General features: G+C 70.8%; 26 protein-coding genes. 17 read left to right on the top strand and 9 right to left on the bottom strand.

All coding sequences use genetic code 11. The features are described 5' to 3' along the window. Window position 1 precedes the first annotated feature (1 nt). A complete protein-coding gene (locus OWR29_RS16905) occupies window positions 2-1,018 on the top strand; it encodes an AraC family transcriptional regulator (protein WP_267563813.1) in 1,017 nt (338 codons plus the stop codon). Here the strand turns inward: OWR29_RS16905 and glgC are convergent. Further along, window positions 1,015-2,247 (bottom strand): glucose-1-phosphate adenylyltransferase, encoded by a 1,233-nt coding sequence (gene glgC, locus OWR29_RS16900; protein WP_267563812.1) that lies wholly within the window; start codon window positions 2,245-2,247, stop codon window positions 1,015-1,017. The genes OWR29_RS16905 and glgC overlap by 4 nt on opposite strands. A gap of 135 nt (window positions 2,248-2,382) precedes the next feature. On the opposite strand from glgC, the gene glgA reads away from it, so the two are divergent. Then, window positions 2,383-3,582 (top strand): glycogen synthase, encoded by a 1,200-nt coding sequence (gene glgA / locus OWR29_RS16895; RefSeq protein ID WP_267563811.1) that lies wholly within the window; start codon window positions 2,383-2,385, stop codon window positions 3,580-3,582. A gap of 27 nt (window positions 3,583-3,609) precedes the next feature. After that, window positions 3,610-5,229 carry a glycoside hydrolase family 10-like protein gene (locus OWR29_RS16890; protein WP_267563810.1) on the top strand — a complete coding sequence of 540 codons (1,620 nt, stop codon included), beginning with the start codon at window positions 3,610-3,612 and terminating at the stop codon, window positions 5,227-5,229. On the opposite strand, the gene OWR29_RS16885 is transcribed toward OWR29_RS16890, so the two are convergent. Continuing rightward, window positions 5,204-6,097 (bottom strand): SDR family NAD(P)-dependent oxidoreductase, encoded by an 894-nt coding sequence (locus OWR29_RS16885; protein WP_267563809.1) that lies wholly within the window; start codon window positions 6,095-6,097, stop codon window positions 5,204-5,206. The genes OWR29_RS16890 and OWR29_RS16885 overlap by 26 nt on opposite strands. Window positions 6,098-6,156: 59 nt before the next feature. Between OWR29_RS16885 and OWR29_RS16880 the strand changes: the two genes are divergently transcribed. Together OWR29_RS16880 and OWR29_RS16875 are read left to right on the top strand one after the other, a co-directional pair. Next, window positions 6,157-7,191, top strand: a complete 1,035-nt coding sequence (locus OWR29_RS16880; protein WP_267563808.1) for an AraC family transcriptional regulator — start codon at window positions 6,157-6,159, stop codon at window positions 7,189-7,191. A gap of 52 nt (window positions 7,192-7,243) precedes the next feature. Beyond that, on the top strand, window positions 7,244-8,359 hold the full coding sequence (locus OWR29_RS16875; protein WP_267563807.1) for a DUF4331 family protein: 1,116 nt from the start codon (window positions 7,244-7,246) through the stop codon (window positions 8,357-8,359). Here OWR29_RS16875 and OWR29_RS16870 read toward each other — a convergent pair. From OWR29_RS16870 to OWR29_RS16860, 3 genes are all read right to left on the bottom strand, one after another. Then, on the bottom strand, window positions 8,356-8,727 hold the full coding sequence (locus OWR29_RS16870; protein ID WP_267563805.1) for a VOC family protein: 372 nt from the start codon (window positions 8,725-8,727) through the stop codon (window positions 8,356-8,358). The genes OWR29_RS16875 and OWR29_RS16870 overlap by 4 nt on opposite strands. A gap of 71 nt (window positions 8,728-8,798) precedes the next feature. Continuing rightward, window positions 8,799-9,230, bottom strand: coding sequence for a YidB family protein (locus tag OWR29_RS16865; protein ID WP_267563804.1), 432 nt, complete (start codon window positions 9,228-9,230; stop codon window positions 8,799-8,801). A 66-nt stretch (window positions 9,231-9,296) separates the two neighbouring features. Then, window positions 9,297-9,485, bottom strand: coding sequence for a hypothetical protein (locus OWR29_RS16860; protein WP_267563803.1), 189 nt, complete (start codon window positions 9,483-9,485; stop codon window positions 9,297-9,299). Window positions 9,486-9,599: 114 nt separating this feature from the next. Here OWR29_RS16860 and OWR29_RS16855 point away from each other — a divergent pair, with 114 nt between their 5' ends. Next, window positions 9,600-10,199: a TMEM175 family protein gene (locus OWR29_RS16855; RefSeq protein WP_267563801.1), complete on the top strand. Its 600-nt coding sequence runs from the start codon at window positions 9,600-9,602 to the stop codon at window positions 10,197-10,199. Between the two features lie 139 nt (window positions 10,200-10,338). Here the strand turns inward: OWR29_RS16855 and OWR29_RS16850 are convergent, their stop codons facing one another. Beyond that, window positions 10,339-11,244 carry a hypothetical protein gene (locus OWR29_RS16850; protein WP_267563800.1) on the bottom strand — a complete coding sequence of 302 codons (906 nt, stop codon included), beginning with the start codon at window positions 11,242-11,244 and terminating at the stop codon, window positions 10,339-10,341. Between the two features lie 134 nt (window positions 11,245-11,378). Between OWR29_RS16850 and OWR29_RS16845 the strand changes: the two genes are divergently transcribed. From OWR29_RS16845 to OWR29_RS16835, 3 genes are read left to right on the top strand one after another with little or no spacing between them, the layout of a single operon-like run. Then, window positions 11,379-13,724: a PEP/pyruvate-binding domain-containing protein gene (locus OWR29_RS16845; protein WP_267563799.1), complete on the top strand. Its 2,346-nt coding sequence runs from the start codon at window positions 11,379-11,381 to the stop codon at window positions 13,722-13,724. After that, complete coding sequence (locus OWR29_RS16840; protein WP_267563798.1) at window positions 13,721-14,329, top strand: hypothetical protein; 609 nt, start codon at window positions 13,721-13,723, stop codon at window positions 14,327-14,329. The genes OWR29_RS16845 and OWR29_RS16840 overlap by 4 nt, the downstream gene beginning before the upstream one ends. 4 nt (window positions 14,330-14,333) lie before the next feature. After that, entirely contained in the window at window positions 14,334-15,056 is a 723-nt protein-coding gene (locus OWR29_RS16835) for a TetR/AcrR family transcriptional regulator (protein ID WP_267563797.1), read from the top strand. Window positions 15,057-15,354: 298 nt separating this feature from the next. On the opposite strand, the gene OWR29_RS16830 is transcribed toward OWR29_RS16835, so the two are convergent. Next, window positions 15,355-16,251, bottom strand: a complete 897-nt coding sequence (locus tag OWR29_RS16830; protein ID WP_267563796.1) for a helix-turn-helix transcriptional regulator — start codon at window positions 16,249-16,251, stop codon at window positions 15,355-15,357. 205 nt (window positions 16,252-16,456) lie between these two features. Here OWR29_RS16830 and OWR29_RS16825 point away from each other — a divergent pair, with 205 nt between their 5' ends. The 8 genes from OWR29_RS16825 (at window position 16,457) to OWR29_RS16790 (ending at window position 24,910) form a co-directional block, all read left to right on the top strand. Further along, window positions 16,457-19,252 carry an alpha-L-rhamnosidase gene (locus OWR29_RS16825; protein ID WP_267563795.1) on the top strand — a complete coding sequence of 932 codons (2,796 nt, stop codon included), beginning with the start codon at window positions 16,457-16,459 and terminating at the stop codon, window positions 19,250-19,252. Window positions 19,253-19,263: 11 nt separating this feature from the next. After that, window positions 19,264-20,577 carry an ABC transporter substrate-binding protein gene (locus OWR29_RS16820; protein ID WP_267563793.1) on the top strand — a complete coding sequence of 438 codons (1,314 nt, stop codon included), beginning with the start codon at window positions 19,264-19,266 and terminating at the stop codon, window positions 20,575-20,577. Window positions 20,578-20,579: 2 nt separating this feature from the next. Further along, the gene (locus OWR29_RS16815; RefSeq protein ID WP_267563792.1) at window positions 20,580-21,485 is read left to right on the top strand and encodes a carbohydrate ABC transporter permease; all 906 of its coding nucleotides are present in this window, start codon (window positions 20,580-20,582) and stop codon (window positions 21,483-21,485) included. Then, the gene (locus OWR29_RS16810; RefSeq protein WP_267563791.1) at window positions 21,482-22,333 is read left to right on the top strand and encodes a carbohydrate ABC transporter permease; all 852 of its coding nucleotides are present in this window, start codon (window positions 21,482-21,484) and stop codon (window positions 22,331-22,333) included. The genes OWR29_RS16815 and OWR29_RS16810 overlap by 4 nt, the downstream gene beginning before the upstream one ends. 60 nt (window positions 22,334-22,393) lie before the next feature. Next, entirely contained in the window at window positions 22,394-23,356 is a 963-nt protein-coding gene (locus OWR29_RS16805; RefSeq protein WP_267563790.1) for a zinc-dependent alcohol dehydrogenase, read from the top strand. Between the two features lie 172 nt (window positions 23,357-23,528). Beyond that, window positions 23,529-23,978 (top strand): HNH endonuclease, encoded by a 450-nt coding sequence (locus OWR29_RS16800; protein WP_267563789.1) that lies wholly within the window; start codon window positions 23,529-23,531, stop codon window positions 23,976-23,978. Between the two features lie 9 nt (window positions 23,979-23,987). After that, complete coding sequence (locus tag OWR29_RS16795) at window positions 23,988-24,575, top strand: sulfotransferase family protein (protein WP_267563788.1); 588 nt, start codon at window positions 23,988-23,990, stop codon at window positions 24,573-24,575. 23 nt (window positions 24,576-24,598) lie between these two features. Continuing rightward, a complete protein-coding gene (locus OWR29_RS16790) occupies window positions 24,599-24,910 on the top strand; it encodes a DUF1905 domain-containing protein (protein WP_438872603.1) in 312 nt (103 codons plus the stop codon). Between the two features lie 98 nt (window positions 24,911-25,008). Here OWR29_RS16790 and OWR29_RS16785 read toward each other — a convergent pair whose 3' ends face one another. Both OWR29_RS16785 and OWR29_RS16780 read right to left on the bottom strand, forming a co-directional pair. Next, a complete protein-coding gene (locus tag OWR29_RS16785) occupies window positions 25,009-25,209 on the bottom strand; it encodes a hypothetical protein (RefSeq protein WP_267563787.1) in 201 nt (66 codons plus the stop codon). A gap of 88 nt (window positions 25,210-25,297) precedes the next feature. Beyond that, window positions 25,298-25,642, bottom strand: coding sequence for a MerR family transcriptional regulator (locus OWR29_RS16780; protein ID WP_267563786.1), 345 nt, complete (start codon window positions 25,640-25,642; stop codon window positions 25,298-25,300). Window positions 25,643-25,683 lie beyond the last annotated feature (41 nt).

Raw genomic sequence — 25,683 nt, 5'->3', positions numbered from 1 at the left:
CATGGTCGGCGTCCCCCTGACGACTCGTCCGGGTTCACCCGGGTCGGACGCGCCCGTCCACTTCTCTCTCGCCACGACCGATGTGGACGAGGCGCGCACGTTCTGCCGCAGCATGTTCTACGGCCCCCTGCGGGTCGACCCGGTCGGTGACCGGTCCCGCTTCGCCTTCCGCGGTGACGTGGTGGCGCTCGGCCCGATCACGGTCGGCGAGATCAGCTACGGCAGCGACATCCACGTCGAGATCGCCGACCTCGAGACGTCCTACCACGTGCTGGCCCCGCTGACCGGCATGCTGCGGTCGCGGCACCGGGGCACGACGGTGCTGGCCGACCAGACCCGGGCCGCGGTCTACCGGCCGGTCGGCGACATCGACCTGGACTGGCCGGGCGAGTGCCGGCTGCTCAGCGTCAAGGTCGAGCGGGCGGCCCTGGAACGGGAGCTGGACGCCGCGCTCGACCAGCAGATCGTCACCCCGCTGCTGCTGGGCGACAGCTTCAACGTCGTCGAGGCGCCCGGGCGTACGTGGGTGTCGCTGGTCCGGCTCTTCTTCGGCGAGCTCATGCGGGGCCGGGGCCTGACCACGCAGCCGCGCATGGCCGCCCGCTGGCGCGACATGGTGGTCAGCGGCCTGGCGTTGACGGTCGAGCATCCGTACGGCGAGGAGCCGGCCGGCATGCGCGGGCCCAACCGCCCGCGGACGGTCAAGCGCACCCTCGACGCCATGCACGCCGAGCCGTGGCGCCCGTTCACCGCGACCGACCTGGCCGCCATAGCCGGGGTCGGCGTGCGGGTGCTGCAAGAGTCGTTCCGTCAGCACGTGGGCATGTCGCCGCTGACCTACCTGCGGCGATTACGGCTCGACGGGGTGCACGCGGAACTGTCGCGTTCGGACCCGTGGCAGGTGAACGTGTCCGAGGTGGCCTATCGCTGGGGGTTCACCCACCTCGGACGGTTCGCCGGCGCGTACCGGGCCCGCTACGGCGTCTCGCCGTCGCAGACCCTGCGCGAACGCCGCTAGAGCTCTACTTTCTGACCCTTGCCGATGACAACCACGCCATTGTCCGAGACCGTGTAGAGCTTCCGGTCGCGGTCGAGGTCGACGCCGATCTGGGCGCCCTCGGGCACGATGACGTTCTTGTCGAGGATCGCGTTGCGGATGACCGCGCGGCGGCCCACCTTCACGCCCTCCATCAGCACCGAGCCCTCGACGTGGGCCCAGGAATTGACCCGTACGTTGGGGGAGATCACCGACCGCTCGACGAGCGCGCCCGACACCACGACCCCGGGCGAGATCATCGACTCGATCGAGCGGCCCTGCCGGTCGTCGTAGCCGTGCACGAACTTGGCCGGCGGCCACGAGCCGTAGTTCGTGAAGATCGGCCAGTCGTGGTTGTAGAGGTTGAAGATCGGCTCGGTCGCGATGAGGTCCATGTGAGCCTCGTAGAACGAGTCGAGGGTTCCCACGTCGCGCCAGTAGCCGCGGTCGCGGTCGTGGCTGCCCGGCACGTCGTTGTCGCGGAAGTCGTAGACGTTGGCCTCGCCCCGCTCGACGAGCATGGGGATGATGTTGCCGCCCATGTCGTGCTTGCTGTCGGGGTCCTGCGCGTCCTTGGTGACCGCCTCGCACAGGGCCCGGGTGGTGAAGATGTAATTGCCCATCGAGGCGAAGATCTCGTCGGGGGCGTCGGGCAGCCCGTCGACCTCTTTCGGCTTCTCGCGGAAGGCCTTGATGCGCTTGCCGTCCTCGGCCACGTCGATGACGCCGAACTGGTCGGACAGCGACTTGGGCTGGCGGATGCCGGCCACCGTGACCGCGGCCCCCGAGGCGATGTGGTCGTTGACCATCTGCTTCGGGTCCATGCGGTAGATGTGGTCGGCGCCGAACACGATGACGTAGTCGGGGGACTCGTCGTTGATCAGGTTGAGGCTCTGGTAGATGGCGTCGGCCGAGCCGGCGAACCAGCGGGGGCCCAGCCGCTGCTGGGCGGGCACCGGCGTGACGTAGTTGCCGAGCAGGGTCGACATGCGCCACGTCTTGGAGATGTGCCGGTCGAGCGAATGGGACTTGTACTGGGTCAGGACGACCATCTTGAGGTAACCGCCGTTGGCAAGATTCGACAGCACGAAGTCGATCATGCGGTAGATGCCACCGAACGGGACGCCGGGCTTAGCCCGGTCGGCCGTCAGGGGCATCAGGCGCTTACCTTCACCACCGGCCAGAACGATCGCAAGCACCTTGACAGCCATGGAAGGACGCTAACTTTCCGCCAGCCGGAGCGCCAGCCGAAGAAGGGAACTCGCCGTGGTCATCGCGGCGACGGCCAGGGTAACTGATCTTGGTCCCCGAGCGCGAGACATCGGATCAAGCATTAGGCTGCGGGCGTGACCGAGAGACTGCGCGTGGACCTCATCACCCGGGAGTACCCGCCGGAGGTGTACGGCGGCGCCGGTGTGCACCTGGAATACCTCACCCGCGACCTGCGCGACCTGGCCGACGTCCGGGTGCACTGCTTCGGAGCGCCGCGCGACGAGCCGGGCGTCACCGCCTACCCCGAGCCGGCCGAGCTGGCCGGGGCCAACGCCGCGCTGCGCACCATGGGCGTCGACCTCGAGATCGCGGCCGGGGCCGAGGGCACCGACATCGTGCACAGCCACACCTGGTACGCCAACTTCGCCGGGCACACGGCCAAGCTGCTGCACGGGGTGCCGCACGTCGTCACCACGCACAGTCTCGAGCCGCTGCGGCCGTGGAAGGCCGAGCAGCTGGGCGGCGGTTACGCGCTGTCGTCGTTCTGCGAGCGGGTGGCCATCGAGAACGCCGACGCGGTCATCGCGGTGTCGGGCGGCATGAAGCGGGACGTGCTGACCGCGTACCCCTCGGTCGACCCCGACAAGATCCAGGTCGTCTACAACGGCATCGACACCACGCTCTACGCGCCCAACCACGGCACCGACGTCATCGAGCGGCTGGGCATCGACCTCAACCGGCCCAGCGTGGTCTTCGTCGGCCGCATCACCCGCCAGAAGGGCCTGCCCTACCTGCTGCGGGCCTGTCGCAGCCTGCCCCCCGAGGCGCAGATCGTGCTGCTCGCGGGCGCGCCCGACACCAAAGAGATCGCGGCCGAGGTCGAGGCGCTGGCCGACGAGCTGCGCGCCGCCCGCGACGAGCACGGCGTGATCTGGGTGCAGGAGATGCTGCCCAAGCACGAGGTCATCCAGGTGCTCACGCACGCCACCGTCTTCGTCTGCCCGTCGATCTACGAGCCCATGGGCATCGTCAACCTCGAGGCGATGGCCTGCGAGACGGCCGTGGTAGCCACGGCCACCGGCGGCATCCCCGAGGTGGTGGCCGACGGCGAGACCGGTCTGCTGGTGCCCATCGAGCAGGTGCAGGACGGCACGGGCACGCCGGTCGACCCCGACAAGTTCGTGGCCGACCTGGCCGCGGGCATGACCGAGCTGCTGCAGGACCCGGCCCGCGCCCGCGAGATGGGGCTGGCCGGCCGCCGCCGCGCGGTCGAGAAGTTCAGCTGGGCGCGGATCGCCGAGGAGACGATGGCGGTCTACCGGTCCGTCCTCTGATCGATTCCCCGAGGCACACTGGTCCCCATGCCCCGCGTCCCCCGGCCCCCTGTGAAGCTGACCCTGGTCGTCGTCTCGGTGTTCTTCGCGACCGCGGTTCTCGGGGTCGGCATGCTGCGCGCGGCCACCTACCAGCCGGAATCGGGGGCCGGCGTGCCCCGGCCGGTGGCAACCGCGTCGCCCGCGCCGCCCGGGGCCGAGGGCAAGTGCGGTTCGGTTCCGGTACGGGCCACCCGTCAGCTGCGGGGCATGTGGCTCACCACGGTCATGAACATCGACTTCCCGAGTCGCAAGGGGCTGAGCCAGGCCCAGGTCAAGGCCGAGTACCAGCGCTGGCTCGACCTGGCCGTGGCCCAGCGCCACAACGCGATCTTCGTGCATGTGCGGCCCAGCGGCGACGCGTTCTGGCCCTCGGCGTACGCGCCCTGGTCGGAATGGCTGACCGGCAAGCGTGACGGCAAGTCGCCCGGGTGGGACCCGATGGCGTACATGGTGAGCGAGGCCCACGCCCGCAACCTCGAGTTCCACGCCTGGTTCAACCCGTACCGAGGCACCCAGCCCGCCCCGGCCGGCCCCGGCGCCGACTTCGCCAAGCTGGCGCCCAACCACCCGCTGATCAAGCACCGCAGCTGGGCCATCTCGTACCCGAAGGGCAAGAACGGCCGCCTGTACTTCGACCCGGGCATCCCCGAGGCCCGCAAGTTCGTCGAGGACTCGATGCTCGAGGCGGTCCGCAAGTACGACGTCGACGGCGTGCACTTCGACGACTTCTTCTACCCGTACCCCGAGGCCGGCGAGGACTTCCCGGACGACGCGAGCTTCGCGCGCTACGGCGCCGGCAAGTCGCGGGCCCAGTGGCGGCGCGACAACGTGGACACCCTGGTCCGCGAGATGGACCAGCGCATTCAGCAGCTCAAGCCGTGGGTCAAGTTCGGCATCAGCCCGTTCGGCATCTGGCGCAACAAGACCAGCGACCCCGCCGGGTCGGTCAGCAAGGGGCTCGAGGCGTACGACGCGATCTACGCCGACACCCGCAAATGGGTGCAGCAGGGCTGGCTCGACTACATCGTGCCCCAGCTCTACTGGCACGTCGGCTTCGACAAGGCGGACTACGCCAAGCTGCTGCCGTGGTGGACGGCGCTGGTCAAGGGCACGGACGTGCAGCTGTACATCGGAATGGCCGACTACCGGGTCGGCGAGCCGGGCCCGTGGAGCGACCCGGCCCAGCTCGACCGGCAGATGACCATGAACGAGAAGGCCGGGGTGCAGGGCCAGGTGCACTTCAGCGCCAAACAGATCCGGGCCAACCGGCTGGGGTCGGTGGCGCTTTACCAGAGCAAGCACTACGCGTCGCCGGCGCTCGTGCCGCGGATGGCCCGGCTGCCGGCCGCGCCGCCGCCCGCCCCGCGGCTGGTGTCGGCGGCCCGCAGCGGCTCGGCGATGAAGTTCGAGACGGCGGCCACGGGAGCAACCAGCTGGGCGCTCTACCGGGTCGGCGGCGACTCGGCGGCGCTGGTGGCCACGGGCCGGGCCGGCACCGAGGTGGCCGACCCGGCGGCGCCGGACGGTCCGGCCACGTACTGCCTCAGCGGCCTCGACCGGTCGGGCAACGAGGGGCCGGTCAGCGCGCCCCTCGAGGCTGCTTGAGGGCCTGCTCGGCCAGCTCCCACAGGCGGTCGGCGGCGGCCGGGTCGACCGACCAATCGGCCACACCGACCATGGGCTCGGGTCCGCCCGGGACGACCTGGGCCTCCTGGTTGTCCTCGTCGAAGTAGCGGCCGGTGACGCCGGCCAGCAGCGGGGAGGCGGCCAGCATGACCTCGGCCGCGGCGCCCTGCTCGGGGGTCTTGTAGCCCTCGGGGTGCAGCAGGTTGCCGTCGTCGTCCATGGCGCCCAGCGCGCGCATGGTCGCCTCGTCGATGTGGCGCTGCAGATTGGTGTGGATGCGGCCGGGGGCCATCGCGTTGGCGGTCACGCCGTCCAGGTGGCGGCCGACGGCCACGGCCAGCAGAACCACGGCGGTCTTGGACTGGCCGTAGGCGACCCAGGGGTCGTACGGGCGGGTCTCGAAGTGGGGGTCGTCGAAGTCGACGCCGGCCCTGAGCTGGGCGCCCGAGCTCACCAGAACGATCCGGGCGCCTTCGGTCAGGTGGTTCTCGAGGCCCTTGATCAGCGCGAAGTGGCCCAGGAAGTTGGTCGCGAGCTGCAGCTCCCAGCCGTTGTCGGCGGTCCGGCGCTCGGGCACGGCCATGATCCCGGCGTTGGCGATGATCGCGTCGACGGGCCCGGTCCAGGCCTCGGCGTAGGCGCGCACCGAGTCGAGGTCGGAGAGGTCGAGCTCGCGGCGGGCCGGGGCGATGACCTCGGCGCCCGCCTCGCGCAGCGCGTCGGCGGCGGCGCGGCCCAGCCCCGAACCGCCCCCGGTGATCAGCATGCGCCGGCCGGTCAGGTCGACTCCGGCCAGCACCTCGGCGGCGGTGGACTGAGCGGTGAACGGGGTAATGATCCTTGTCATGGCTCTACTGTGCGGCGGCCGGGTTGGATCCTGAATGGCTCAGGGTCCAAGATAGTTGCGTGAGAGTCCAGGCCGATCCGCTCGATGATGTCTTGGCGCTCGTGGGCACAACCAGCAGCCTGTCGGCCGGTCTGGTCGCCGCCGGCGAGTGGGCGGTGGCGTTCGAGCCGCCACCGGCGGTCAAGTTCAACGCCGTACGCCGGGGGAGCTGCCTGCTGCGGGCCGAGGGGCAGGATTTCCGCCTCGAACCGGGCGACTGCTTCCTGCTCACCCGTCCGGTCGCGTTCACGCTGGCCAGTGGCCCCGACGTGCCACCGGAACCGGCCGGCCCCATCTTCGCCGCCGCGGGCGACGACGGCATCGCCCGAGCCACCCGCCGCGACAACGACAGTATGCGGACCGCCGGGGCGCGGTCCGGCTACGACGCCGGCGGCCTCGGCGGGGCGCGGTTCGGCCATGATGTCGGCGGCCTCGGCGGGGCGCAGCTCGGCCACGACGCCGACGACGTGTTCCTGATCGGCGGCCGCTTCGGTTTCGGCGAGCGGGCGCAGGAGCTGCTGCTCGACGCCCTGCCGCCGGTCGTCCACGTGCCCGGCGCGAGCACGGCGGCGGCCGCCGTGCGGTGGGCGCTGGAACAGATCGACGCCGAGCTGCGCGACCGCCCACCCGCGTCCAGCCTGCTCACCGAACACCTGGCGCTGGTCATGCTGATCCACCTGCTGCGCCTGCACCTGGCCGCCGCGCCGCCGGCCGGGGGCTGGCTGGCCGGCTTGGCCGACCCGGTCGTCGGTCCGGCCCTGCGGGCCATGCACGGCAAACCCGCGTACGCCTGGACGGTGGCCGACCTGGCCGCGGTGGCCGCCGTCTCGCGCTCCACGCTGGCCGCCCGCTTCAAGCAGGTGGTCGGCCAGGGCCCGCTCGACTACCTGACCCAGTGGCGCATCGAGCTGGCCGCCGCCCGCCTGCGCCACGGCGACCACACCGTGGCCGCGATCGCCCACGAGGTCGGCTACGGCTCCGAGAGCGCCCTGAGCACCGCCTTCAAGCGGGTGACCGGCCAATCGCCGCGCGCCTACCGCTTGTCCCGCGCCTGATGCAGTCGTCCGACTGAAGATTTCGGAGCCGGGGCGCTGCCAGGGTGGCGGCATGTCTCACCATCTCGATTCGCCGCTCGCCCGCCGCGACCCCCGGCTCAACATCACCGACCAGTACGTATTCGACGACGCCGGGGCCACGGTGCTGATCCTGAACGCCGGCACCTCGCTGGCCGGGCCGGACCAGCCCGCCGGCTTCCACGACGAGGCCCGCTACGAGTTCCGCGTATGGCTCGACGGCGCGCACGAGGACGCGCTCGCGTTCCGCGTCGCCTTCGAGCCCGGCCCCGAGGGCGCGCAGAACTACACCGTGCACCGCGTCGAAGGAGCCGCCGACGACGCAACACCGGGCGCCGCGGCGGGTCTCGACGACGCAACACCGGGCGCCGCGGCGGGTCTCGACGACGCAACACCGGGCACCGCGGTGGTCCTCGACGACGCTGCGCCGGGCGTCGAGGTCGCCCGCGGCCGCACCGGCGAGACCGTGCGCGGCGCCGACGGACTGACCGCCTGGGCCGGTCGGGTGCGCGACCCCTTCTATCTCGACCTCGGCCAGCTCGCCGCGATCGACCTGCTCGTGCAGCACGGCGAACCGGCCACGATCACCGGCTTCGTGCCCGGTGAAGCGGTCAACACGTTCGCCGGTTCGACGGTCAACAGCATCGTCCTCCGCATCCCGCACAGCGACCCGCAGCTCTTCCGTGACCGGATCATCCGGGTCTGGAGCACCACCCGGCTGGCCACCGACGCCGGCGGCTGGCGGCCGATCGGGCGGGCCGGCCTGCCGATGATCTGGCCGATCTTCCGCGACGCCGACAGTGACGCCGCGAGCGCGGCCAACGAGGCCCACCCGGCCGACGACTCTGCTGCCTACGGCAAGGGCATGCGCGAACTGGTGGCGGCCACCGTGCGGCGGCTCGGCACGACCGAGCGCCCCGAGGCGTACGCCGAAGCCGTGGTGCAGCGCCTGCTGCCGGACGCCCTGCCCTATCAGGTGGGCACGCCGGCCGTCTTCGGCTTCACCGACTTCAACGGCCGCGCCCTGGTCGACAACGCCCCCGAGGTCGTCTTCTCGCTCGTGACCAACTCGGCCGTCGGCACCGGCCTGCCCCCGGCCGCCACTGCCGACACCCGCCAGGAAGCGTTCCCGTACGTGGTGCCCGCTTAGCCGTTGGGCCGCGTCTCCATCGCCTGCAGCGACCAGCTGTTGCCGTCGGGGTCGCGGAAGTACACGAAATTTCCCCACGGCTGTTTGTCGACGTCGCTCGCCTCGACGCCGGCCTCGACCAGGCCGGCGCGGGCGGCCTCGGCGTCGGCCACCACGCACTGGATCTCTTGCGTGCCCGGCGTCTTTTCCGTGATGCCGTCGCCGATCACGATCGAGCAGGCCGAGCCCGGCGGTGTGAGCTGCACGAACCGCAAGCCCGGCTGCACGCGATGGTCGTGATCGGCGTGGAAGCCCACGCGCTCGTAGAAGGCCTTGGCCCGGTCGACGTCGGTCACGGGCACGGGGATGAGCTCAATCTTCATGTCCATGGCGACAAGGTAGGCCGGGGGTCCGACACTTTCCAGGCCCTGTGACGCGTACGCGGGAACGCTTTAGATCCTCAGTGGATGTGGGCGCCGAAGGCTCCGGCCGAGCGGTCGTCGCCGTCGATCGCGTCGGTGATCTCACGGCCCAGCTGGTCGGCCCCGACGACCCGGCCGCCCGGGCTCACCGCGTCCACCAGGTCGGGCAGCACCGAGGCGAGCTGCCAGGCCACGGCGCCGGAACTGCCACCGGCGAAGGTGGCCAGGTCGTCCAGGGGGCCGTCGCCGACCGTCCGGCGCACCTGATCGACAGTCATCGGCTGGTTGTGCGAGGTGTCCGACAGCCAGCTCCCGTACTGCTCGGGCGTGGTCGTCTCGGCCAGCCGCAGCACGACGGCGTGCAGATGGGCCGGTCCGGCTGCGGGCGAGCCGGTGTGCGCGAGGCCGAAGAGCAGGTCCCGCACCTCGGGGTCGTCGAGCAACGTGGACAGTTTGGCGATGTCGGGCATCACGGTCTCCCTCCGCACGGCTTCTGCCCTCTCAGACCGTGCGGGGGAGCGATTCGTGACAGGGCTCTAGTATTCGCCGCCCAGCGCGCTGACCAGCCGGTCCGGGGTCAGGCCGAGTTTGTAGAGCACGGCGGTGTCCTTCGGCTCGTCGAGGTCGAGCCGGTCGGGCAGCTGGTCCTTCACGGACTCGGCGTAGTCCGGCCCGTAGGCGCGGCGGAGGACGTTGAGGGCATGCGTCTTCGTGATGACAGCCATGCCTTCAAGGACACCACCGTACGCGAATTAGTGACAGTGACCTCGTCACAGTTCTGCGGGCTGTCCGGTCATGGCGGAGGAGGTTGCCCATCGGATGTGGAAGGCGGTCGCGTCATGCGGACCAGTCGGCTCGAGGCGTTCAGCGACGGCGTGCTCGCCATCATCATCACGATCATGGTGCTGGAGCTGAAGATCCCGGAAGGCCACGACCTGTCCGGCCTGCTGCACGAGACCGGCGACGGGCTGCTGACCTACCTGCTCAGCTTCGTCTGGGTCGGCATCTACTGGGTCAACCACCACCACATGTTCCATCTCGTACGGCGGGTGGCCGGCGGCGTCCTGTGGGCGAACCTGGCGTTGCTCTTCACGCTGTCGCTGCTGCCGTTCACCACGGCCTGGATGGACGAATCGGCCTTCGCGCGCACCCCGGTCGTCGTCTACGGCCTGAATCTGACGGTCGCCGCCCTGGCCTACCTCGTGCTGCAGAAGCTGATCATCCGGCAGCAGGGACCGGACTCGCCGCTGCGCAAGGCCGTGGGCGGCGACCTCAAGGGCAAGATCTCGCCGTTCTTCTACCTGGCCGGCATCCTCACCGCTTTGCTGGTCGAGCAGGCCGCGTACGCGGTGGCCTTCTACGTCGCCTGCGCGCTGCTGTGGTTCGTCCCGGACCGCCGCATCGACCGCGTGGTCCGGGACCTCGAACCGGTCGACTAGCGCTTGTTTCTGGGTGCGGTGATCGCCGGGCGGCAGCCCTGGCGGGCCGGAACGGACTCGGTCCGCTCCGGCCCGCGATCGATTCCGTCGTCCCCCGCGACGTCGTCGCGGCCGGAATCGAACGGCTCCCCGAGAGGAGTCATCGGTTCCCCTTGAACTGCGCGCAGCCCTTCTCGTCGGGCAGCAGCGGCCGGAAGGTGATCAGGTACTTCTCACCGCCGGCGGTCCACGGGGTCATCTGGTTGGCCTTCTTGGCCGCGGCCAGCACCTTGTCGGCCTCGGCGCCGCTCACGACGACACAGCCGATCTTGAAGGCCGGGTTGAGGTAGTCGCCGGGCAGGGCCGGACCGGGCCAGGCCATCTCGGTCTGCGCCGGCTGGTCGTCGCCCTGCTGCTTGATGTACGGGCGGGCCAGCACGGCCAGCGACTCGGCGTCGTACGGGGCGCTGGCGCTCGGCTCGGCGGCGGCCGGCAGGTCGCTCAGCTTGTCGACGAAGGCGGCCAGATTCTTGCGCGCCGTCTTCTGGGCGTCGGTGAGCATCGGGTCGTTGACCTGGGCCTCGTTGAGCGCCTCGACCGCGACCGACTGGGTGCCCTGGGCCGTGGTGACGGTGACCCGGGTGGTCGGCGCGTCGGCCACGTTGGGGCGGCCGAAGTCGGCGCCGGAGCGGACGCCGGCCTCGGTGGCCTCTTTCAGCAGCTGCTGCACCTGGTCGGGGCTGAGCGTCACGACCTGCAGGTTGGGCAGCGCGGGCCCGGGATAGATGGCGGGCGTGGGGCCCTGGGTGATCACCCGGCCGTCGGCGTAGACGCTGATCGCGGGCAGGGTGCCGACCGTGCGGTCCGGCGGCACGAAGCCCCCGACCGATTCCACGCGTGCGACGAGTTTGTCTCCGTCCTGGGTCTCGTCGCCGCCCTGCGGATAGGAGGAGGCGCTTTCCCGGGAGGCTGGCGAGCCCGCGCTCGTGGTGCCGGGCTGCGCGCACGCGGCGAGCAGGAACAGGGGAACGGCGGCGGCCATCAGGGTGCCGCGGAGACGAGTCATGCCCGTTCAGACGATTCGGGGCGGCCGGTGGTTCCGGTCGTTTCGAGAAATTCGCCCACCCCACGCTTGGCATTGCAGTCGTATCGGAAACCGGCTAGCCTTTGCGTTGCAGTCGTATTGGAAAAGGAGGGCCGATGGCGATCGTCGATCTGCGTGACGTCTCGGCCGGCATGGTCGCCCAGGTCGGGGGCAAGGCCGCCGGTCTGGGCGAGCTGTCGCGGGCCGGTGAACGGGTGCCGCCCGGCTTCTGCATCCCCGCCGGCCAGGCCGAACTGCCTGAAGATCAAATAATGGCGGCGTACGAACGTCTGGGCGGGGGAGCGGTGGCGGTGCGCTCCAGCGCAACTGTCGAAGACTCGCCCGGGGCGAGCTATGCCGGCATGTTCGACACCGTCCTCGACGTCCACGGCGCCGAGGCCCTGCTCGCCGCGATCGAAACCGTCCGGGCGTCGGCGTCCGGCCCCCGCGCCTCGGCCTACCACTCGGGCGATGTCCGCATGGGCGTCGTCGTCCAGCGCATGGTCGCCGCCCGGCGGGCGGGCGTCCTGTTCACGGCCAACCCGGTGACCGGCTGCCGCACCGAGATGCTGGTCGAATCGGCCGCGGGCTCCGGCTCCGCGGTGGTCGACGGCCGGGCCGAGGTGGATCGCCGCCTGGTCACTCCCGACGACCCGCTGCACGCCGTCGGCGAGCGGCTGCAGGCTCTGTTCGGCTCGCCGCAAGACGTCGAATGGGCGGTCGACGAGCACGGCGAGCTGTGGGTTCTCCAGTCTCGGCCGATCACCACCCTCTTCCCGGCGCCGCCACCCACCGAGGGGCCGCCCCGGGTCTACCTCGAATTCGGGCACGTGCAGGGCATGCTGCAGCCGGTCACTCCGATGGGCCTCGACACGCTGAAGCAACTGGTCACGGCGATGCTGGTGCCGCTGGGGCTGCGGGTCGAGATCACCGACATCGGCGGGCGGCTCTACGGCGACCTGAGCGACCTCGTCCGCGACCCGGTCGCGCGGCGGCGGCTGGTGGCCCTCATGGCGGTCGACTTCGGGCCGCGGGCACAGGCCGTCGTGCGCCACGTGCTCGACGATCCCCGATTCGCCCCGCGTAAGGGCGCCCGGACGAAGCGCGCGGGTGCGATGCCGCCCGTCGGCCGGGCCGTCCGCGGGGTGCTCGGCGCGCTGGCCAACCCCGATCGGGCGCGGGTCCGGCTCGACGACGCGGTCGACCGCATCCGCCGCGCGTCCGCCGGCAGCCCCACCGCGCTCTCCACGGCCGAGCGGCTGAAGCTCGTGCGCGAGCACGACCAGGGCGAGGGGCCCGATGCCCTCATCTGGCCCATCGTGGCCGGCATGCTGGCCAGTGCGCTGCCGCCGCGGCTGCTGGGCGACGTCGCGCGGCCGGGCGAAATCCACGCCGTGCTCGGCGGCATGCCGCACAACGTCACCATCGAGATGGACCTCGCCCTGTGGCAACTGGCCCGGGACGCCGACGACCCGGAGGCGGTCGACCTCTCGGGCTTCCTCGAGAAGTACGGGCATCGGGCCGCGGCTGAGGTCGACCTGGGCGTGCCGCGCTGGTCGGAAGACCCGGCGCCGGTGCGGGCGGCCGTGGCCAACCTGATGCGCGTGACCGATCCGGAGCAGGCGCCCGACCGCCGGTTCGCCCGCGCCGCCGAGCGGGCCGAGGCGACGCTGGCCGAACTCGGGCAACGGGCCCGGCGGCGCCGGCCGGTGCGCGGGCGGCTGGCGATCTTCCTGCTGGGCCGGGCGCGCCGGCTGGCCGGGCTGCGCGAGGCGGGCAAGTTCGCGGGCCTCTATCGGCTGGCCGAGATGCGCCGCCACCTGCTGGCCGTCGGCGCCGACCTAACCGAGGTGGGCGTTCTGCAGCGGCCGGACGACATCATGTTCCTGACGCTCGACGAGGCCGACAACGCGGCCCGGATTGCCCGCAAGCTGCGGGCCGACGACGCCTTCGACGGCGATCCGTCCGCCGGACACCGGCAGCTGGTCGCCGACCGGCGCGCCGAGTACGAGCGCGAGTCGCGGCGGCGGTCGGTGCCGGTGGCGCTGCTCTCCGACGGCACCGACGTCGAAGCGGTGCTGCCGGGCGCGGTCGATCCGTCGGCGCTGCACGGCGTGGGTGCTTCGGCGGGCCGGGCGACGGGTCGCGTCCGCGTGGTGCACGACCCGGCCACCGCCCACCTCGAGCCGGGCGAAGTGCTGGTCACCTCGACGACCGACCCGGGCTGGACGCCGCTCTTCCTCACGGCGGCGGCCCTGGTCACCGAGACCGGCGCGGTGATGGCCCACGGCCCGACGGTCGCACGTGAATACGGCATCCCCGCCGTCATCTGCGTGCCCGGCGCCACCCGCCACCTGCGCACCGGCCAGACCGTCACCGTCGACGCCGCCGCCGGAACCGTAACCGTCGCCGCACCGGAGGACGCCGCGGCCGATGTTGTCGTCGCGAAGGGAATGTCATGAGCGTTTGGCGTCGCGCCGCGGCGGCTGAGGCGGCCACCTGGCGGAATCTCTTCCTGTGGGTCGCCCGCAGGCCGGTGGAGCGGCACGGGGGTGAGGCGTTCGGGTATCTCGGGGTCGTGAAGCCGATCCTCGGGGTCTTCCTCGTGCTGTCGGTGGTGGAGATTCCGGTGCTCGACCTGATCGTCAAGCACGTGATCCCGTGGGGGCCGGCTCGCCTGATCATGCTGGCGATCAGTGTGTGGGGTCTGCTGTGGATGCTCGGCTTCCTCGGCGGGCTCATCCGGCATCCGCACCTGGTGGTGGCCGAGGGGCTGCGGGTGCGCATGGGCCCGGGGATCGACCTCACCGTGCCGTGGGAGGCGATCGCCTCGGTGAGCAAGCGCTACCGGTCGATGCCGTCCAGCAAGTCGGTGCAGTACGAGGACGGCGGGCTGCACATCGTCGTCGGCAGTCAGACCAGCATCGACGTGCGGCTGCGGCGGCCGCTGGCGTTCGAGCTGCCCCGGGGGTCGGGCGAGGCGGTCGATGAGGTACGCCTGTACGCCGACGACTCGGACGGCCTGGTGCGGGCCGCCCGGGTGCACCTCGAGGCATACGCGGAGTGACGACATGCCCAAGAAGGTCGACCATGACGAGCGCCGCCGCCTGATCGCCGACGCGTTGATGCGGGTGGCGGCCGAGCAGGGGCTGGAGGCGGTGAGCCTGCGGCACGTGGCCGCGGCGGCCGGGGTCTCGACCGGGATGGTGCAGCACTACTTCCGCACCAAGGACGAGATGATGTCGTTCGCGCTGACGGCGGTGAGCGAGCGCAGCGAGGCCCGGGTGCGCTTCGCCCTGGGTGCCCTCGCCCCCGATCCGTCGCCGCGCGAGCTGCTGCGCACCATGATCGCCACGTTGCTGCCGCTCGACGGCCCGGCCCGCGAGGACGGCCGGGTGGCCCTGGCCTTCCTCGCCTGGACGGCGGTGCGCCCGGCGGCGTCGGCCGAGCTGCGCCCCAGCTCCATGGAGTTCGTGCACTTCATCGCCTCCCAGCTGCCCAGCGGCGACCCCGGCCAGGCGGCCGGCCTGCTCGCGCTGATGGAAGGCCTGGGCGTCTACCTGCTCGGCGGCCAGTACGAGCCCGACCAGGCCCTGAACGCCCTCGACGCCCACCTCGACCTGCTCTTCGGCACCCGTGATCCCGCCGAGCCGAAGTGGGAGTTCCGCACCGGCCTGGCCGCATCCTCCGCCCCGGACGTGGAAGTAGCCGACGAACGCAAGGCCGGCCCGGCCCCATCCTCCGGCCCGGACGTGGAAGTGGCCGACGACAGCGAACCCGCCGGAGGACGGTAGCCGCAGGCGTGCAGGCGCCCGGCCGGACCTGCCCGATCGCGCCGACGTGTCTGTCCGCCGCCGTTCCTGTGATCGCCCGTTGCTCGACGCGATGGCCCGCGTGCGCCGACGCGGGCGTCCTTTCTCCGCACGTGATCGAACTTGCCCGTGGCGACGGCCCGCAGGCATCCCTTTCCGCACGTGATCGTCCCTTGCGCGAGCCGGCGGTCCGCGTGCGCCGACGCGGGCGTCCTCTCTTTGCACGGGTTCGGCCATTTCCCGTGGGGGCGGCCCGCGTGCGCCGAGGCGGGCGTTCGGGTCAGTGGCGGATGGACTTGGTGAACCGGGAGCGGTAGGTGGACGCGCTCAGGCCGTAGTGGGACTTGAAGCGGCGGGCGAAGTAGTTCTGGTCGGGCCAGCCGACCGACTCTCCTATGCGGTTGATGGGCTGGTCGGTGTGCAGGAGGCGGCTGGCGGCCAGCTCGACGCGGAAGCGGGACAGGTAGGCCATGGGCGGCAGGCCGGTGGCCGCCTTGAACAGGCGGACCAGGTAGCCGGGGGCCAGGTGCAGGTCGGCGGCCAGGTCGGTCAGGGTCCACTGGTGGGCCGGGCGGTCCTCCATCATGCGCATCGCGTCCAGCACGGCGGGGTGGGTGCCGGCCGAGCCGCCGGTTACCTGGTCGGTCTCGGCCACCACGCGGGCCAGGCCGCTCAGGAACAGCATCAGGCGGCCGATCAGGTCGCCCCGGTAGTCGGCCGGCGGGAGGGTGCGGAGTTTCTGCAGGCCGTCCAGGTGTTCCAGGCAGCCGGTAAGGGCGTCGTCGTGCAGGTGGGTGTAGAGGATCCCGCGGCGCTGGGCGGCGTACGGGCCGGTCCAGAGAAGGTGGCCCAGCTGGGGGTCCTGCCTGGTCCAGGCCAGTTCCCGCTGCAGCAGCTCGGGGGAGAAGCAGCAGTTGTAGAGGTCCAGGCGGCGGCAGTTCTCGTAGCCGTGCCAGACTCCGGGGCGCAGCAGAATAGCGTCGCCGACTTGCAGCTCCTGGCGGCCGGCGAGACTGTGGTGGACGCCCGACCCGCTCATGACCACGGCGATCTCGACGAAGCTGTGCGTGTGCACGGGATGCGAGTCCTCGTGCAGGTAGTGGCCGGCGTAGGCCACCGACCCGTCGATGAAGTGCAGCAACGTCCGGGTGTTCTCGACCGGGGGGTCTTCGGTCATGCCCCACCGTAGGCCCCGAGGTGAATTTCGTGCTACCTCCGGTTCATCACGGGCTATGTCGTGGGCCACACTGACCCAGAGGATCGGGGTCACGGCGAAACCTTCTCGCCACGAAAAAGAAACATTGAGCTCGTCCCTTCGTCGCGTTGGTTCTTGAATCGTTTCAGCGACGGATGGCGATACGTAACGCCCGCACAGGAGTGACATGCCGGACATCGCGCCACCCACCGCCCTCCGCTTCGACCACCACCCCGCCCCTGTGCTCGGCCTCGGCTCCGCCACCCCGCGCCTCTCGTGGCAGGTGCCGTCGGCCCCCGACAACTACACCCAGACCCGCTACGAAATCGAGGTCACTCGCGCCGGCGAGACGCAGGTGTTCGAGGTCGCGTCGGGGGAGCAGGTGCTGGTGCCGTGGCCGGGGGCGCCGCTGGGGTCGCGAGAGGCGGCGACCGTACGGGTGCGGGTCGGGGACTCGGCGAGCTGGAGCGACTGGAGCGAGCCCGCGACCGTCGAGACCGGCCTGCTCGAGGCGGGCGACTGGACGGCCCGCTTCGTGAGCGCCCGTGAGATCGGGGGCTGGGGCAGCCCGTCGCCGATTCTCAGCGGCACGATCGAGCTGCCCGCCGGCGTCGTCAAGGGCCGCCTGTACGCCACCGCGCACGGCCTGTACGAGGCGTGGCTCAATGGCACCCGGGTCGGGGACGAGCAGCTGGCCCCGGGCTGGACCGCCTACCAGCACCGGCTGCGCTACCAGACGCACGACGTCACCGGCCTTCTGACCGAGGGCGCGAACCGGCTCGAGGTTCAGCTCGGCAACGGATGGTTCCGCGGCTACCTCGGCTTCCGCGAGCAGCACAGCCTCTACGGCGACCGCCTCGCGCTGCTGGCCCAGCTCGAGGTCGAGACGGCCGACGGCCGGGTGCTCACCCTGGCCACCGACGGCTCCTGGACCGCCCGCGAGGGCGCCGTCGTGGTGGACGACATCTACAACGGCCAGCGCACCGACCTGCGCCGCGAGCCCGGGCCCGAGTCCGCGGTCGACGTGCTCGACGCCGACCTCGGCCTGCTGGTCGCCCCGGACGGCCCGCCTGTGCGCGTCACCGATGTGCTCCCGACGGTCGAGGTGACCACCTCGCCGTCCGGGAAAACGCTCGTCGACTTCGGGCAGAACCTCGTCGGCTGGGTGCGCCTCACCGTTCGCGGCGGCGCCGACGGGCAGACCGTCACGGTCAGGCACGCCGAAGTGCTCGAGGACGGCGAGCTGGGCGTGCGCCCGCTGCGCACCGCCAAGGCCACCGACGAATGGGTCCTGAAGGACGGCGACGAGGTCGTTCTCGAGCCCAGCCTGACGTTCCACGGCTTCCGGTACGCGGAGGTCACCGGCGTCGACGGGCTGCGGAAGGAGGACATCGAGGCGGTCGTGGTCGGCAGCGATCTGCGGCGTACCGGATGGTTCGAGTCGTCGCACGAGCTGCTCAACCGCTTCCACGAGAACGTCGTGTGGGGCATGCGCGGCAACTTCGTCGACGTGCCGACCGACTGCCCGCAGCGCGACGAGCGGCTGGGCTGGACCGGCGACATCCAGGTCTTCTCGCCCACCGCGTCGTTCCTGTTCGACAGCGCCGGCTTCCTCACCAACTGGCTCGCCGACCTGGCCGCCGAGCAGCAGAAGGACGGCTCGGTGCCGCACGTCGTGCCGGACGTGATCCGCCAGCCCGGCCCGGCCGCCGCGGCCTGGGGCGACGCCGCCGCCATCGTGCCCTGGGTGGTCTATCAGCGCACCGGCGACGCCGGCCTGCTCGAGCGGCAGCTGCCCAGCATGCGGGCCTGGGTCGATCGGATCGCCGGGCTGGCCGGGGACGGCCTGCTGTGGGCGGGCGGCTTCCAGTTCGGCGACTGGCTCGACCCGGCCGCCCCGCCCGAGGACCCGTTCCGGGCCAAGGCCGACCCGGACGTGGTGGCCACCGCGCACCTGGCCCGCTCGGCCGAGATCGTGGCCCAGGCCGCGCTGGCCGTCGGCGACGGGGAGGTCGCCCGGGAGTACGGCGAGCTGGCCGAGCGGGTGCGGGCCGCGTTCGCCCGCGAGTACGTGACCGACGGCGGCCGGGTGCTCAGCGACGCCGCCACCACCTATGCCCTCGCCCTGCAGTGGGCGCTGCTCCCCACCCCCGAGCAGCGTCAGGAGGCGGGGGACCGGCTGGCCGACCTGGTCCGCGCGGCCGGCTTCCGGATCAGCACCGGCTTCGTCGGCACCCCGCTGATGACCGACGCTCTGGCCGACGCCGGCCACCCCGAACTGGCGTACCGGCTGCTGCTGCAGACCGGCGTGCCGAGCTGGCTCTACCCGGTGACGATGGGCGCCACCACGGTCTGGGAGCGCTGGGACAGCATGCTGCCGGACGGCTCGATCAACCCGGGCCAGATGACCTCGTTCAACCACTACGCGCTCGGGGCGGTGGCCGACTGGCTGCACCGGCGCGTGGCCGGCCTGGCGCCCGGCGGGATCGGCTACCGCCGGATCGACGTGCGTCCGCTGCCCGGCCGGCTGCTCACCCACGCCGCCGCCAGGCACCTCACGCCGTACGGGGAAGCCTCGGTCGCCTGGAAACGGGACGGCGGTGAGCTGCGGCTCGAGGTGGTGGTGCCGGTCGGCGCGACGGCCACGGTGCACCTGCCCGGCCGTGATCAAGAGGTCGACGTACGCCATGGGACGCACGAGTGGGTGGTCGAGGACCCGTACGCCGGGGAAGCCGACCTGCCCGCCGAGCCGACCATCCGGCAGCTGATGGACCACGCACCCACCTGGGACAAGCTCGTCGCCACCGCTCGCGAAGCGGGCGTGGCCGGCGGCGAGGCCGACCTGGCCGACCGGCTCGAGCGCTACCTGGACGCGCCCGCCACCGAGTTCGCCGACGCCGCCACCGCGCACGGCTTCGTCCCCGGCGGCGACCAGCTCGCCGCCCGACTGACCGCCCTTCTCTCCCCCTCTTCCGACAAATGAGGAGTCAATCCATGACACGAAGCCGTATAGCGCTCGCCGTGTTGTCCGCCGCCACCCTGGCCCTCGGCGCGTGCAGCGCCGGCAGCCTCGGCAGCAGCGACGACGAGAGCGGCGGGGGCAAGGTCACGCTGTCGTTCCTGACCGACAACCAGCCCGAGACGGTCAAGATGGCGGAGGGCCTGGCCAAGGACTTCACGGCCAAGAACCCCGACATCACGATCAACGTCGAGACCCGGCCGCAGGGCACCGAGGGCGACAACATCGTCAAGACCCGGCTCTCCACCGGCGACATGACCGACCTGTTCATGTACAACTCGGGTTCGCTGATGCAGGCGCTGGCGCCGCAGAAGAACCTGACCGCGCTGGACGACTTCGCCGGGCAGCTCGACGACAACTTCAAGAAATCGGTCGGCTCGGACGGCAAGATCTACGGCGTGCCCTTCGGTAACTACATGGCCGGCGCGATCCTCTACAACAAGGACGTGTACGACAAGAACGGCCTCAAGGTGCCGACGACCTGGGACGAGTTCCAGGCCAACAACGCCAAGCTCAAGGCGGCCGGCGTCGACCCGGTCATCCAGACCTACGGCGAGACCTGGACCTCGCAGCTGTTCATCCTGGGCGACTACCACAACGTCGAGGCGGCCAACCCGGGCTGGGCCGACCAGTACACCAAGAACCAGGCCAAGTACGCGACGACGCCCGCCGCCAAGGCCGGCTTCGACCACCTGCAGCAGGTGCACGACGCCGGGTACGTCAACAAGGACTTCGCCTCGGCCAAGCTCACCGACGGCCTGAACAAGCTGGCCAAGGGGCAGGGTGCGCAGTACCCGATCCTGTCGGCCATGCTCAGCCAGCTGATCGCCGACAACCCGGGCACCGAGAACAAGATCGGCCTGTTCGCCATCCCGGGCTCCGACGCGGCCAAGAACGGCCTGACCGTGTGGGCGCCCAACGGCCTCTACATCCCGAGCAGCACCACCGGCGACAAGCTGGAGGCGGCCAAGAAGTTCGCCGGCTTCGTGGCCAGCCCCGACGGCTGCGCCTCGATGGGCAAGGCGTCGCAGCCCAGCGGCCCGTACGCGGTGACCGGCTGCAAGCTCCCCGACTCCGTGCCGCAGGCGGTCAAGGACATGCAGACCTACATCGACAAGCAGGGCGCGTCCAGCCTGGCCCTGGAGTTCCTGTCCCCGGTCAAGGGCCCGGCCCTCGAGCAGATCTGCGTCGAGGTCGGCTCCGGCATCCGCAAGGCCGACGCCGCGGCCAAGCTGTACGACGAGGACGTGAAGAAGCAGGCCCAGCAGTTGGGACTTGAGGGTTGGTAACCGTGGAGGCCCGGCCGCGCACCAGCGTGGCCGGGCCGGCCGCCCCCGGCCGCAAGAAGAGCCCGTACCCGAGCTGGTTCTACCTGCCGGCCGCCATCGTCTACGCGGTGCTGTTCCTGGTGCCCACGGTGACGTCGTTCTACTTCAGCCTGACCCGGTGGAGCATCTTCGACTCCCAGTTCATCGGGTTCGACAACTACGTCACGTTCTTCCGCGAGCCGGCCCTGGTCTCGGGCCTGTGGCACACCGTGGTCTACGCCGTGATCACGTCGGGGCTCAAGGTCGTGCTCGGTCTCGGCCTGGCCGTGCTGCTCACCTCGCAGATCATCGGCCGCGGCTACCTGCGCTCGGTGGTGTTCTTCCCGGTGCTGGTCAGCACGATCGGCGTCGGCCTGACCTTCACGATCCTCATGGACCCGGAGGAAGGCCTGATCAACGAGTCGCTGTCGCTGATCGGCATCCAGGGACCGGGCTGGCTCACCGACCCTTCGTACGCGTTGGTGTCGGTCGCCCTGGTCGACGTGTGGAAGGGCGTCGGCCTGGCCACGCTCATCTACATCGCCGGCATCGTCTCGATCCCGCAGGAGTACTTCGAAGCGGCCCGCGTCGACGGCGCCACGGCGTGGCAGAACTTCCGCCGCATCGTGCTGCCGCTGGCCCGGCCGGCCACGTTCACCGTCATCCTGCTCTCGCTGATCGGCGGCCTGCGGTCGTTCGACCTGATCTGGGCCATGACCCGCGGCGGTCCCGGCTTCACCTCGGACGTGATCGCGTCGGTGATCTACAAGCAGTACCAGGCCGGCTTCTACGGCCTGTCGACGGCGGGCAACGTGGTGCTGTTCCTGCTGGTGACGGCGATCATCTTCCCGCTCTCGCGGTTCCTGAACTCGAAGGAGGTGGACCTGTGACCGCCGCTGTCGAAGTCCGCCGGAAGCCCCGGAAGAACGTCACCCTCAGCATCGTGGCGATCCTGCTGTCCATCGTGGTGTTCGTGGTGCCGTTCGTCTTCATCCTGCTGACCGCGGTGAAGAGCCGGCAGGAGGCGTCGCGGCTCGACTTCTCGTGGCCCACGCAGTTCCAGTTCGTGCAGAACTTCGTGGACGTGGTGCAGGCCCGCGACTACATGCTGATCATCGCCTTCATCAACAGCACGATCCTCACCGTGGCCTCGGTGGCGATCATGGTGGTGCTGGCGGCGATGGTGGCGTTCGTGCTGCAGCGGCGGCGCACCCGGTGGACCGGGCTGGTCAACTTCCTCGTGCTCTCGGGCCTGATCATCCCGCCGGCCGTCGTGCCGACGATCTGGGTTCTTCAAAAACTGGGCTTGTTCCGTACGATGCCCGGCCTCATCCTCGTCGAGGTCGCGTTCGGTCTGTCGTTCTGCATCCTGCTGTTCCGCGCGTTCATCGCCACGATCCCGCGCGAGCTGGACGAGGCGGCGATCATCGACGGCGCCGGCCCGATGCGGCTGTTCTTCCGGGTGATCCTGCCCCTGCTCCGGTCGGTGATCATCACGATCGTGGTGGTGCAGTCGGTGACGGTGTTCAACGACTTCGTCAACCCGCTGTACTTGCTGCCGGGCGACCAGAACGCCACGGTCCAGCTGACGCTCTACAACTTCTCGAGCTCCTACTCGACCCAGTACAACCTGCTCTTCATGGACATCCTGCTGATCACGATCCCGCCGCTGATCATGTTCTTGTTCTTCAACAAGCGCATCGTGGCCGGCATGACAGCGGGCGCCATCAAGGGGTAGGGGAGAGACTGGGGGTCGCGCTGTTGCCTCAGCGCGGCCCCCTCGCCTTCGGAGGTCTTCATGCTCGTGTCCCGCCTGCACGCCGCCGGTGACGTGCGGCTCCACGACGAGCCCGACCCGACCGGCGACGGCGCCCTGGTCGAGGTGACCTCGGTCGGGATCTGCGGGTCGGACCTGCACTGGTTCACCGAGGGCGGCATCGGCGACGCGGTGCCGGCCAAGCCGCTGGTGCTCGGGCACGAGATGGCCGGGGTCATCCGGGGCGGTCCCGACGACGGCGTACGGGTGGCGATCGACCCGGCCGTCCCGTGTCACCACTGCGAGCCGTGCCTGTCCGGGTGGCCGAACCTCTGCCTGAACATCGTCTTCGCGGGGCACGGGGCGACCGACGGCGGGTTGCGGCAGCTCATGTCCTGGCCGGCGAACCGGCTTCACCGGCTGCCTTCCTCCTTGTCGGACGACGACGGGGCGATGCTCGAGCCGCTCGGGGTGGCGATTCACGCGTACGACCTGGGACACGTCCGGATGGCGTCGACCGTGGCCGTCGTGGGCTGCGGGCCGATCGGGTTGTTGCTGGTGCAGTTGGCCTTCCGCGGTGGGGCTACGCGAGTGCTCGCGGCCGAGCCCTTGCCACACCGCCTGGCCGCTGCCGTCGCCATGGGCGCGGCTCCGATCGAGAACGACTCGGTGGCCGACGTCGTCTTCGAGGTGTCCGGCGCGGAGCCGGCCGTCGATCGGGCCCTGCGGGTGGCCAAGCCGGGCGCCCGCGTCGTGCTGGTCGGCATTCCCGACGGGGACACGACGACGTTCAGCGCGTCGATCGCCCGCCGCAAGGGGCTGACGCTGGTCACGGCCCGCCGGATGGGTGAGGTCTACCCGCGGGCGATCGCCCTCGCGGCACAGAAACTGGTCGATCTGTCATCGGTCGTGAGCGACACCTACCCGCTCACCAACGTGTCCGACGCATTCGAAGCGGCGGCCGCGCGTACGGGCCTGAAAGTGGTTGTCCACCCCAACGGTTAATCCATTGTCCGGCGGGCGGCCGGACCCTACCGTAGAGATCACCAACAGGTCGGGAGATCGCATGTTTCTTCTCAAGTCGTACGGTGGCGTGGCCGCCGTGCGTCCCGACCGCATATCCGGGTGACGCCGTGGGCGCTTCCCGGACGCATGTGTCTATGAGGGAGGTGACCCGGTGAGTGATGTGCTGGTGCTCAACGCCGACCTGGGGCCGCTGCACCGGGTGAGCCTGCGCCACGCCGTGCGGATGCTCGTGCGGCAGGTGGCCGAGGTGCACGAGGCCCGCCCCGACAGCGTCATCGGCGTGTGGCCCGTGCCGACTGTCGTGCGCCTGGTGACGTACGTCGTGACCCGCTGGCGCCACAGCCGGGGCCCGTCCTGGTCGCGAGCCGGCGTGCTGGCCCGCGACGGGCGGCGCTGCGCCTACTGCAACCGAGCCGCCTCCACCATCGACCACGTGCTGCCCCGCTCGCGCGGCGGCGCCAACAGCTGGCTCAACACGGTCGCCGCGTGTTACCCCTGCAACCAGCGCAAGGGCAACCGCACCCCGGCCGAGGCCCGGATGCCCCTGCACGTCCAGCCGGCCACCCCGACCTGGACGTCGTTCGCGGTCAGCCGGGCGTGAGCGGTGCGCGTGATCGGGGCGGGGTGGGGCCGGACGGGAACCACCTCGCTCGCCGCGGCGCTCGACCGGCTCGGCGCGGGGCCGGTGCTGCAGATGCAAGAGACGTGGCCGCACCCGGAGCTGGCCGAGCTCTGGGTGCGCCACCTCGACGGTGAGCGGATCGACTGGCCGGCGGAGCTGCGCGGGTGGAACGCGACTGCCGACTGGCCCGGCTGCTGGCAGTGGCAGGAGTTCGCGGCGTTGTGGCCGCAGGCGCCGGTGATCCTCTCCGTCCGTGACCCCGACGAGTGGTACGAGAGTGTGCTGGCCTCGATCCACCTGTGGACCACGCCCGGCACCGACTTCGGGCCGCCGCCGGTGATCGAGCTGCTGGCTCGGCTGTGGGAGGTCGACTTCGGCGGGTGGGATCGCGTCGCCGCCGACCGGGCCGGGACGATCGACCGCTTCCGGTGGCACAACCAGTCCGTACGCGAGAACTGCCCACCGGATCGGCTGATCGAGTGGACCGTGGCCGACGGGTGGGGGCCGATCGCCGGGGCGCTGGGCGTGCCGGTGCCGGACGAGTCCTTCCCGCATCTCAACCGGCGGCCGTCATAGCGGGGTTGTCGTACCCCCGTGCCATGCTCGGGGCCGTGAACGTCGACTTCGAGAGTGAGCTGTGGCTGTGGGAGGCGCGCAAGACCGAGAGCTGGGTCTTCGTCAGCCTGCCGGTCGGCGCGTCCGACGTGATCCGCGAGCGGACGGAGGGGCTGCGGCGCGGGTTCGGCTCGGTGCGCGTCAAGGCGTCCATCGGCACGAGCCACTGGATGACGTCGATCTTCCCCGGCGGGGGTGAGGGCGCGTACGTGCTGCCGGTCAAGAAAGCCGTGCGTCAGGCGCAGAAGCTGGACGTCGGCGACGTGGCGACCGTCTCTGTGGAGCTGATTTTGTAGGGCGCGCCCGTCTTTTTTGTAGGGCACCCGTCTTTTGGTAGGGCGCGCCCGTCCGAAGCCGGGGGACAACGGACGGACGGCCCCAGCCTGTGCGGCGGCTACCAGCCGCGGCGCTTCTTGTAGTGGCCGTGGTGGCGGTAGTGACCGTGATGCTTGTAGTGGCCGTGATAGCCGTACGTGGGCGGCGGCCCGTAGGCGCCGTGGCCGTAGCCGCCCTGACGGTAGTGACCGTGGTGGCCCCGTTTCTGCAGCTTCGACGCGATCAGCGACATCAGCAACCTCTTGACGGAACCGCTCAATGTGGCCTCCTCGACTGGTGAGTACCACGGTAGGTGGCCAAGTCCAGTACACGCTGTGACCCGACTGGCGGTTTCCTGAGACCGGGGGCTACGGCACGCGGTACTGCTCGACGAGACCGGCCAGGATGTCACGCGTACGGTGCAAGTCTTGGATCTGCTTGGTCACCCGTTCGAGCTCCGAGGTGAGGCGGTCGGCCAGCCAGGGCGTGCGTATGGCCTCGTTGCTGATGCAGGGCAGCACGTCCTGAATGGTGGCGCTGTTCAGACCGGCCGCCAGCAGCGACTGGATCAGCGAGACGCGTTCCACCGCCGTCTCGGGATAGTGCCGCTGGCCGCCGCCGCTGCGCGTGCTCGCGAGCAGGCCCTGCTCCTCGTAGTACCGCAGGGACCGGGCGCTCGCGCCGGTGGCCGCCGAAAGATCGCCGATGCGCATCTTCCGAAAGTGCTTGACCCTTACACGGATGTCAAGTTTTA

This window comes from Paractinoplanes pyxinae, assembly GCF_026626335.1.
GTDB lineage: Bacteria > Actinomycetota > Actinomycetes > Mycobacteriales > Micromonosporaceae > Actinoplanes > Actinoplanes pyxinae.
Note: the sequence above shows the minus strand (reverse complement) of the source record. Positions and strands in the feature narration are given on the sequence as shown.

Excerpts from the sequence above, each read along its gene's own strand:
- OWR29_RS16860 (WP_267563803.1), bottom strand. The coding sequence starts at position 9,485 with ATGGCTGTCATCACGAAGACGCATGCCCTCAACGTCCTCCGCCGCGCC.
- OWR29_RS16855 (WP_267563801.1), top strand. The coding sequence starts at position 9,600 with ATGCGGACCAGTCGGCTCGAGGCGTTCAGCGACGGCGTGCTCGCCATC.
- OWR29_RS16790 (WP_438872603.1), top strand. The coding sequence starts at position 24,599 with ATGCTCGGGGCCGTGAACGTCGACTTCGAGAGTGAGCTGTGGCTGTGG.
- glgC (WP_267563812.1), bottom strand. The coding sequence starts at position 2,247 with ATGGCTGTCAAGGTGCTTGCGATCGTTCTGGCCGGTGGTGAAGGTAAG.
- OWR29_RS16820 (WP_267563793.1), top strand. The coding sequence starts at position 19,264 with ATGACACGAAGCCGTATAGCGCTCGCCGTGTTGTCCGCCGCCACCCTG.
- OWR29_RS16905 (WP_267563813.1), top strand. The coding sequence starts at position 2 with ATGGTCGGCGTCCCCCTGACGACTCGTCCGGGTTCACCCGGGTCGGAC.
- OWR29_RS16890 (WP_267563810.1), top strand. The coding sequence starts at position 3,610 with ATGCCCCGCGTCCCCCGGCCCCCTGTGAAGCTGACCCTGGTCGTCGTC.
- OWR29_RS16835 (WP_267563797.1), top strand. The coding sequence starts at position 14,334 with ATGCCCAAGAAGGTCGACCATGACGAGCGCCGCCGCCTGATCGCCGAC.
- OWR29_RS16840 (WP_267563798.1), top strand. The coding sequence starts at position 13,721 with ATGAGCGTTTGGCGTCGCGCCGCGGCGGCTGAGGCGGCCACCTGGCGG.
- OWR29_RS16850 (WP_267563800.1), bottom strand. The coding sequence starts at position 11,244 with ATGACTCGTCTCCGCGGCACCCTGATGGCCGCCGCCGTTCCCCTGTTC.
- OWR29_RS16805 (WP_267563790.1), top strand. The coding sequence starts at position 22,394 with ATGCTCGTGTCCCGCCTGCACGCCGCCGGTGACGTGCGGCTCCACGAC.
- OWR29_RS16875 (WP_267563807.1), top strand. The coding sequence starts at position 7,244 with ATGTCTCACCATCTCGATTCGCCGCTCGCCCGCCGCGACCCCCGGCTC.
- OWR29_RS16845 (WP_267563799.1), top strand. The coding sequence starts at position 11,379 with ATGGCGATCGTCGATCTGCGTGACGTCTCGGCCGGCATGGTCGCCCAG.
- OWR29_RS16825 (WP_267563795.1), top strand. The coding sequence starts at position 16,457 with ATGCCGGACATCGCGCCACCCACCGCCCTCCGCTTCGACCACCACCCC.
- OWR29_RS16830 (WP_267563796.1), bottom strand. The coding sequence starts at position 16,251 with ATGACCGAAGACCCCCCGGTCGAGAACACCCGGACGTTGCTGCACTTC.
- OWR29_RS16865 (WP_267563804.1), bottom strand. The coding sequence starts at position 9,230 with ATGCCCGACATCGCCAAACTGTCCACGTTGCTCGACGACCCCGAGGTG.
- OWR29_RS16885 (WP_267563809.1), bottom strand. The coding sequence starts at position 6,097 with ATGACAAGGATCATTACCCCGTTCACCGCTCAGTCCACCGCCGCCGAG.
- OWR29_RS16870 (WP_267563805.1), bottom strand. The coding sequence starts at position 8,727 with ATGGACATGAAGATTGAGCTCATCCCCGTGCCCGTGACCGACGTCGAC.
- OWR29_RS16780 (WP_267563786.1), bottom strand. The coding sequence starts at position 25,642 with ATGCGCATCGGCGATCTTTCGGCGGCCACCGGCGCGAGCGCCCGGTCC.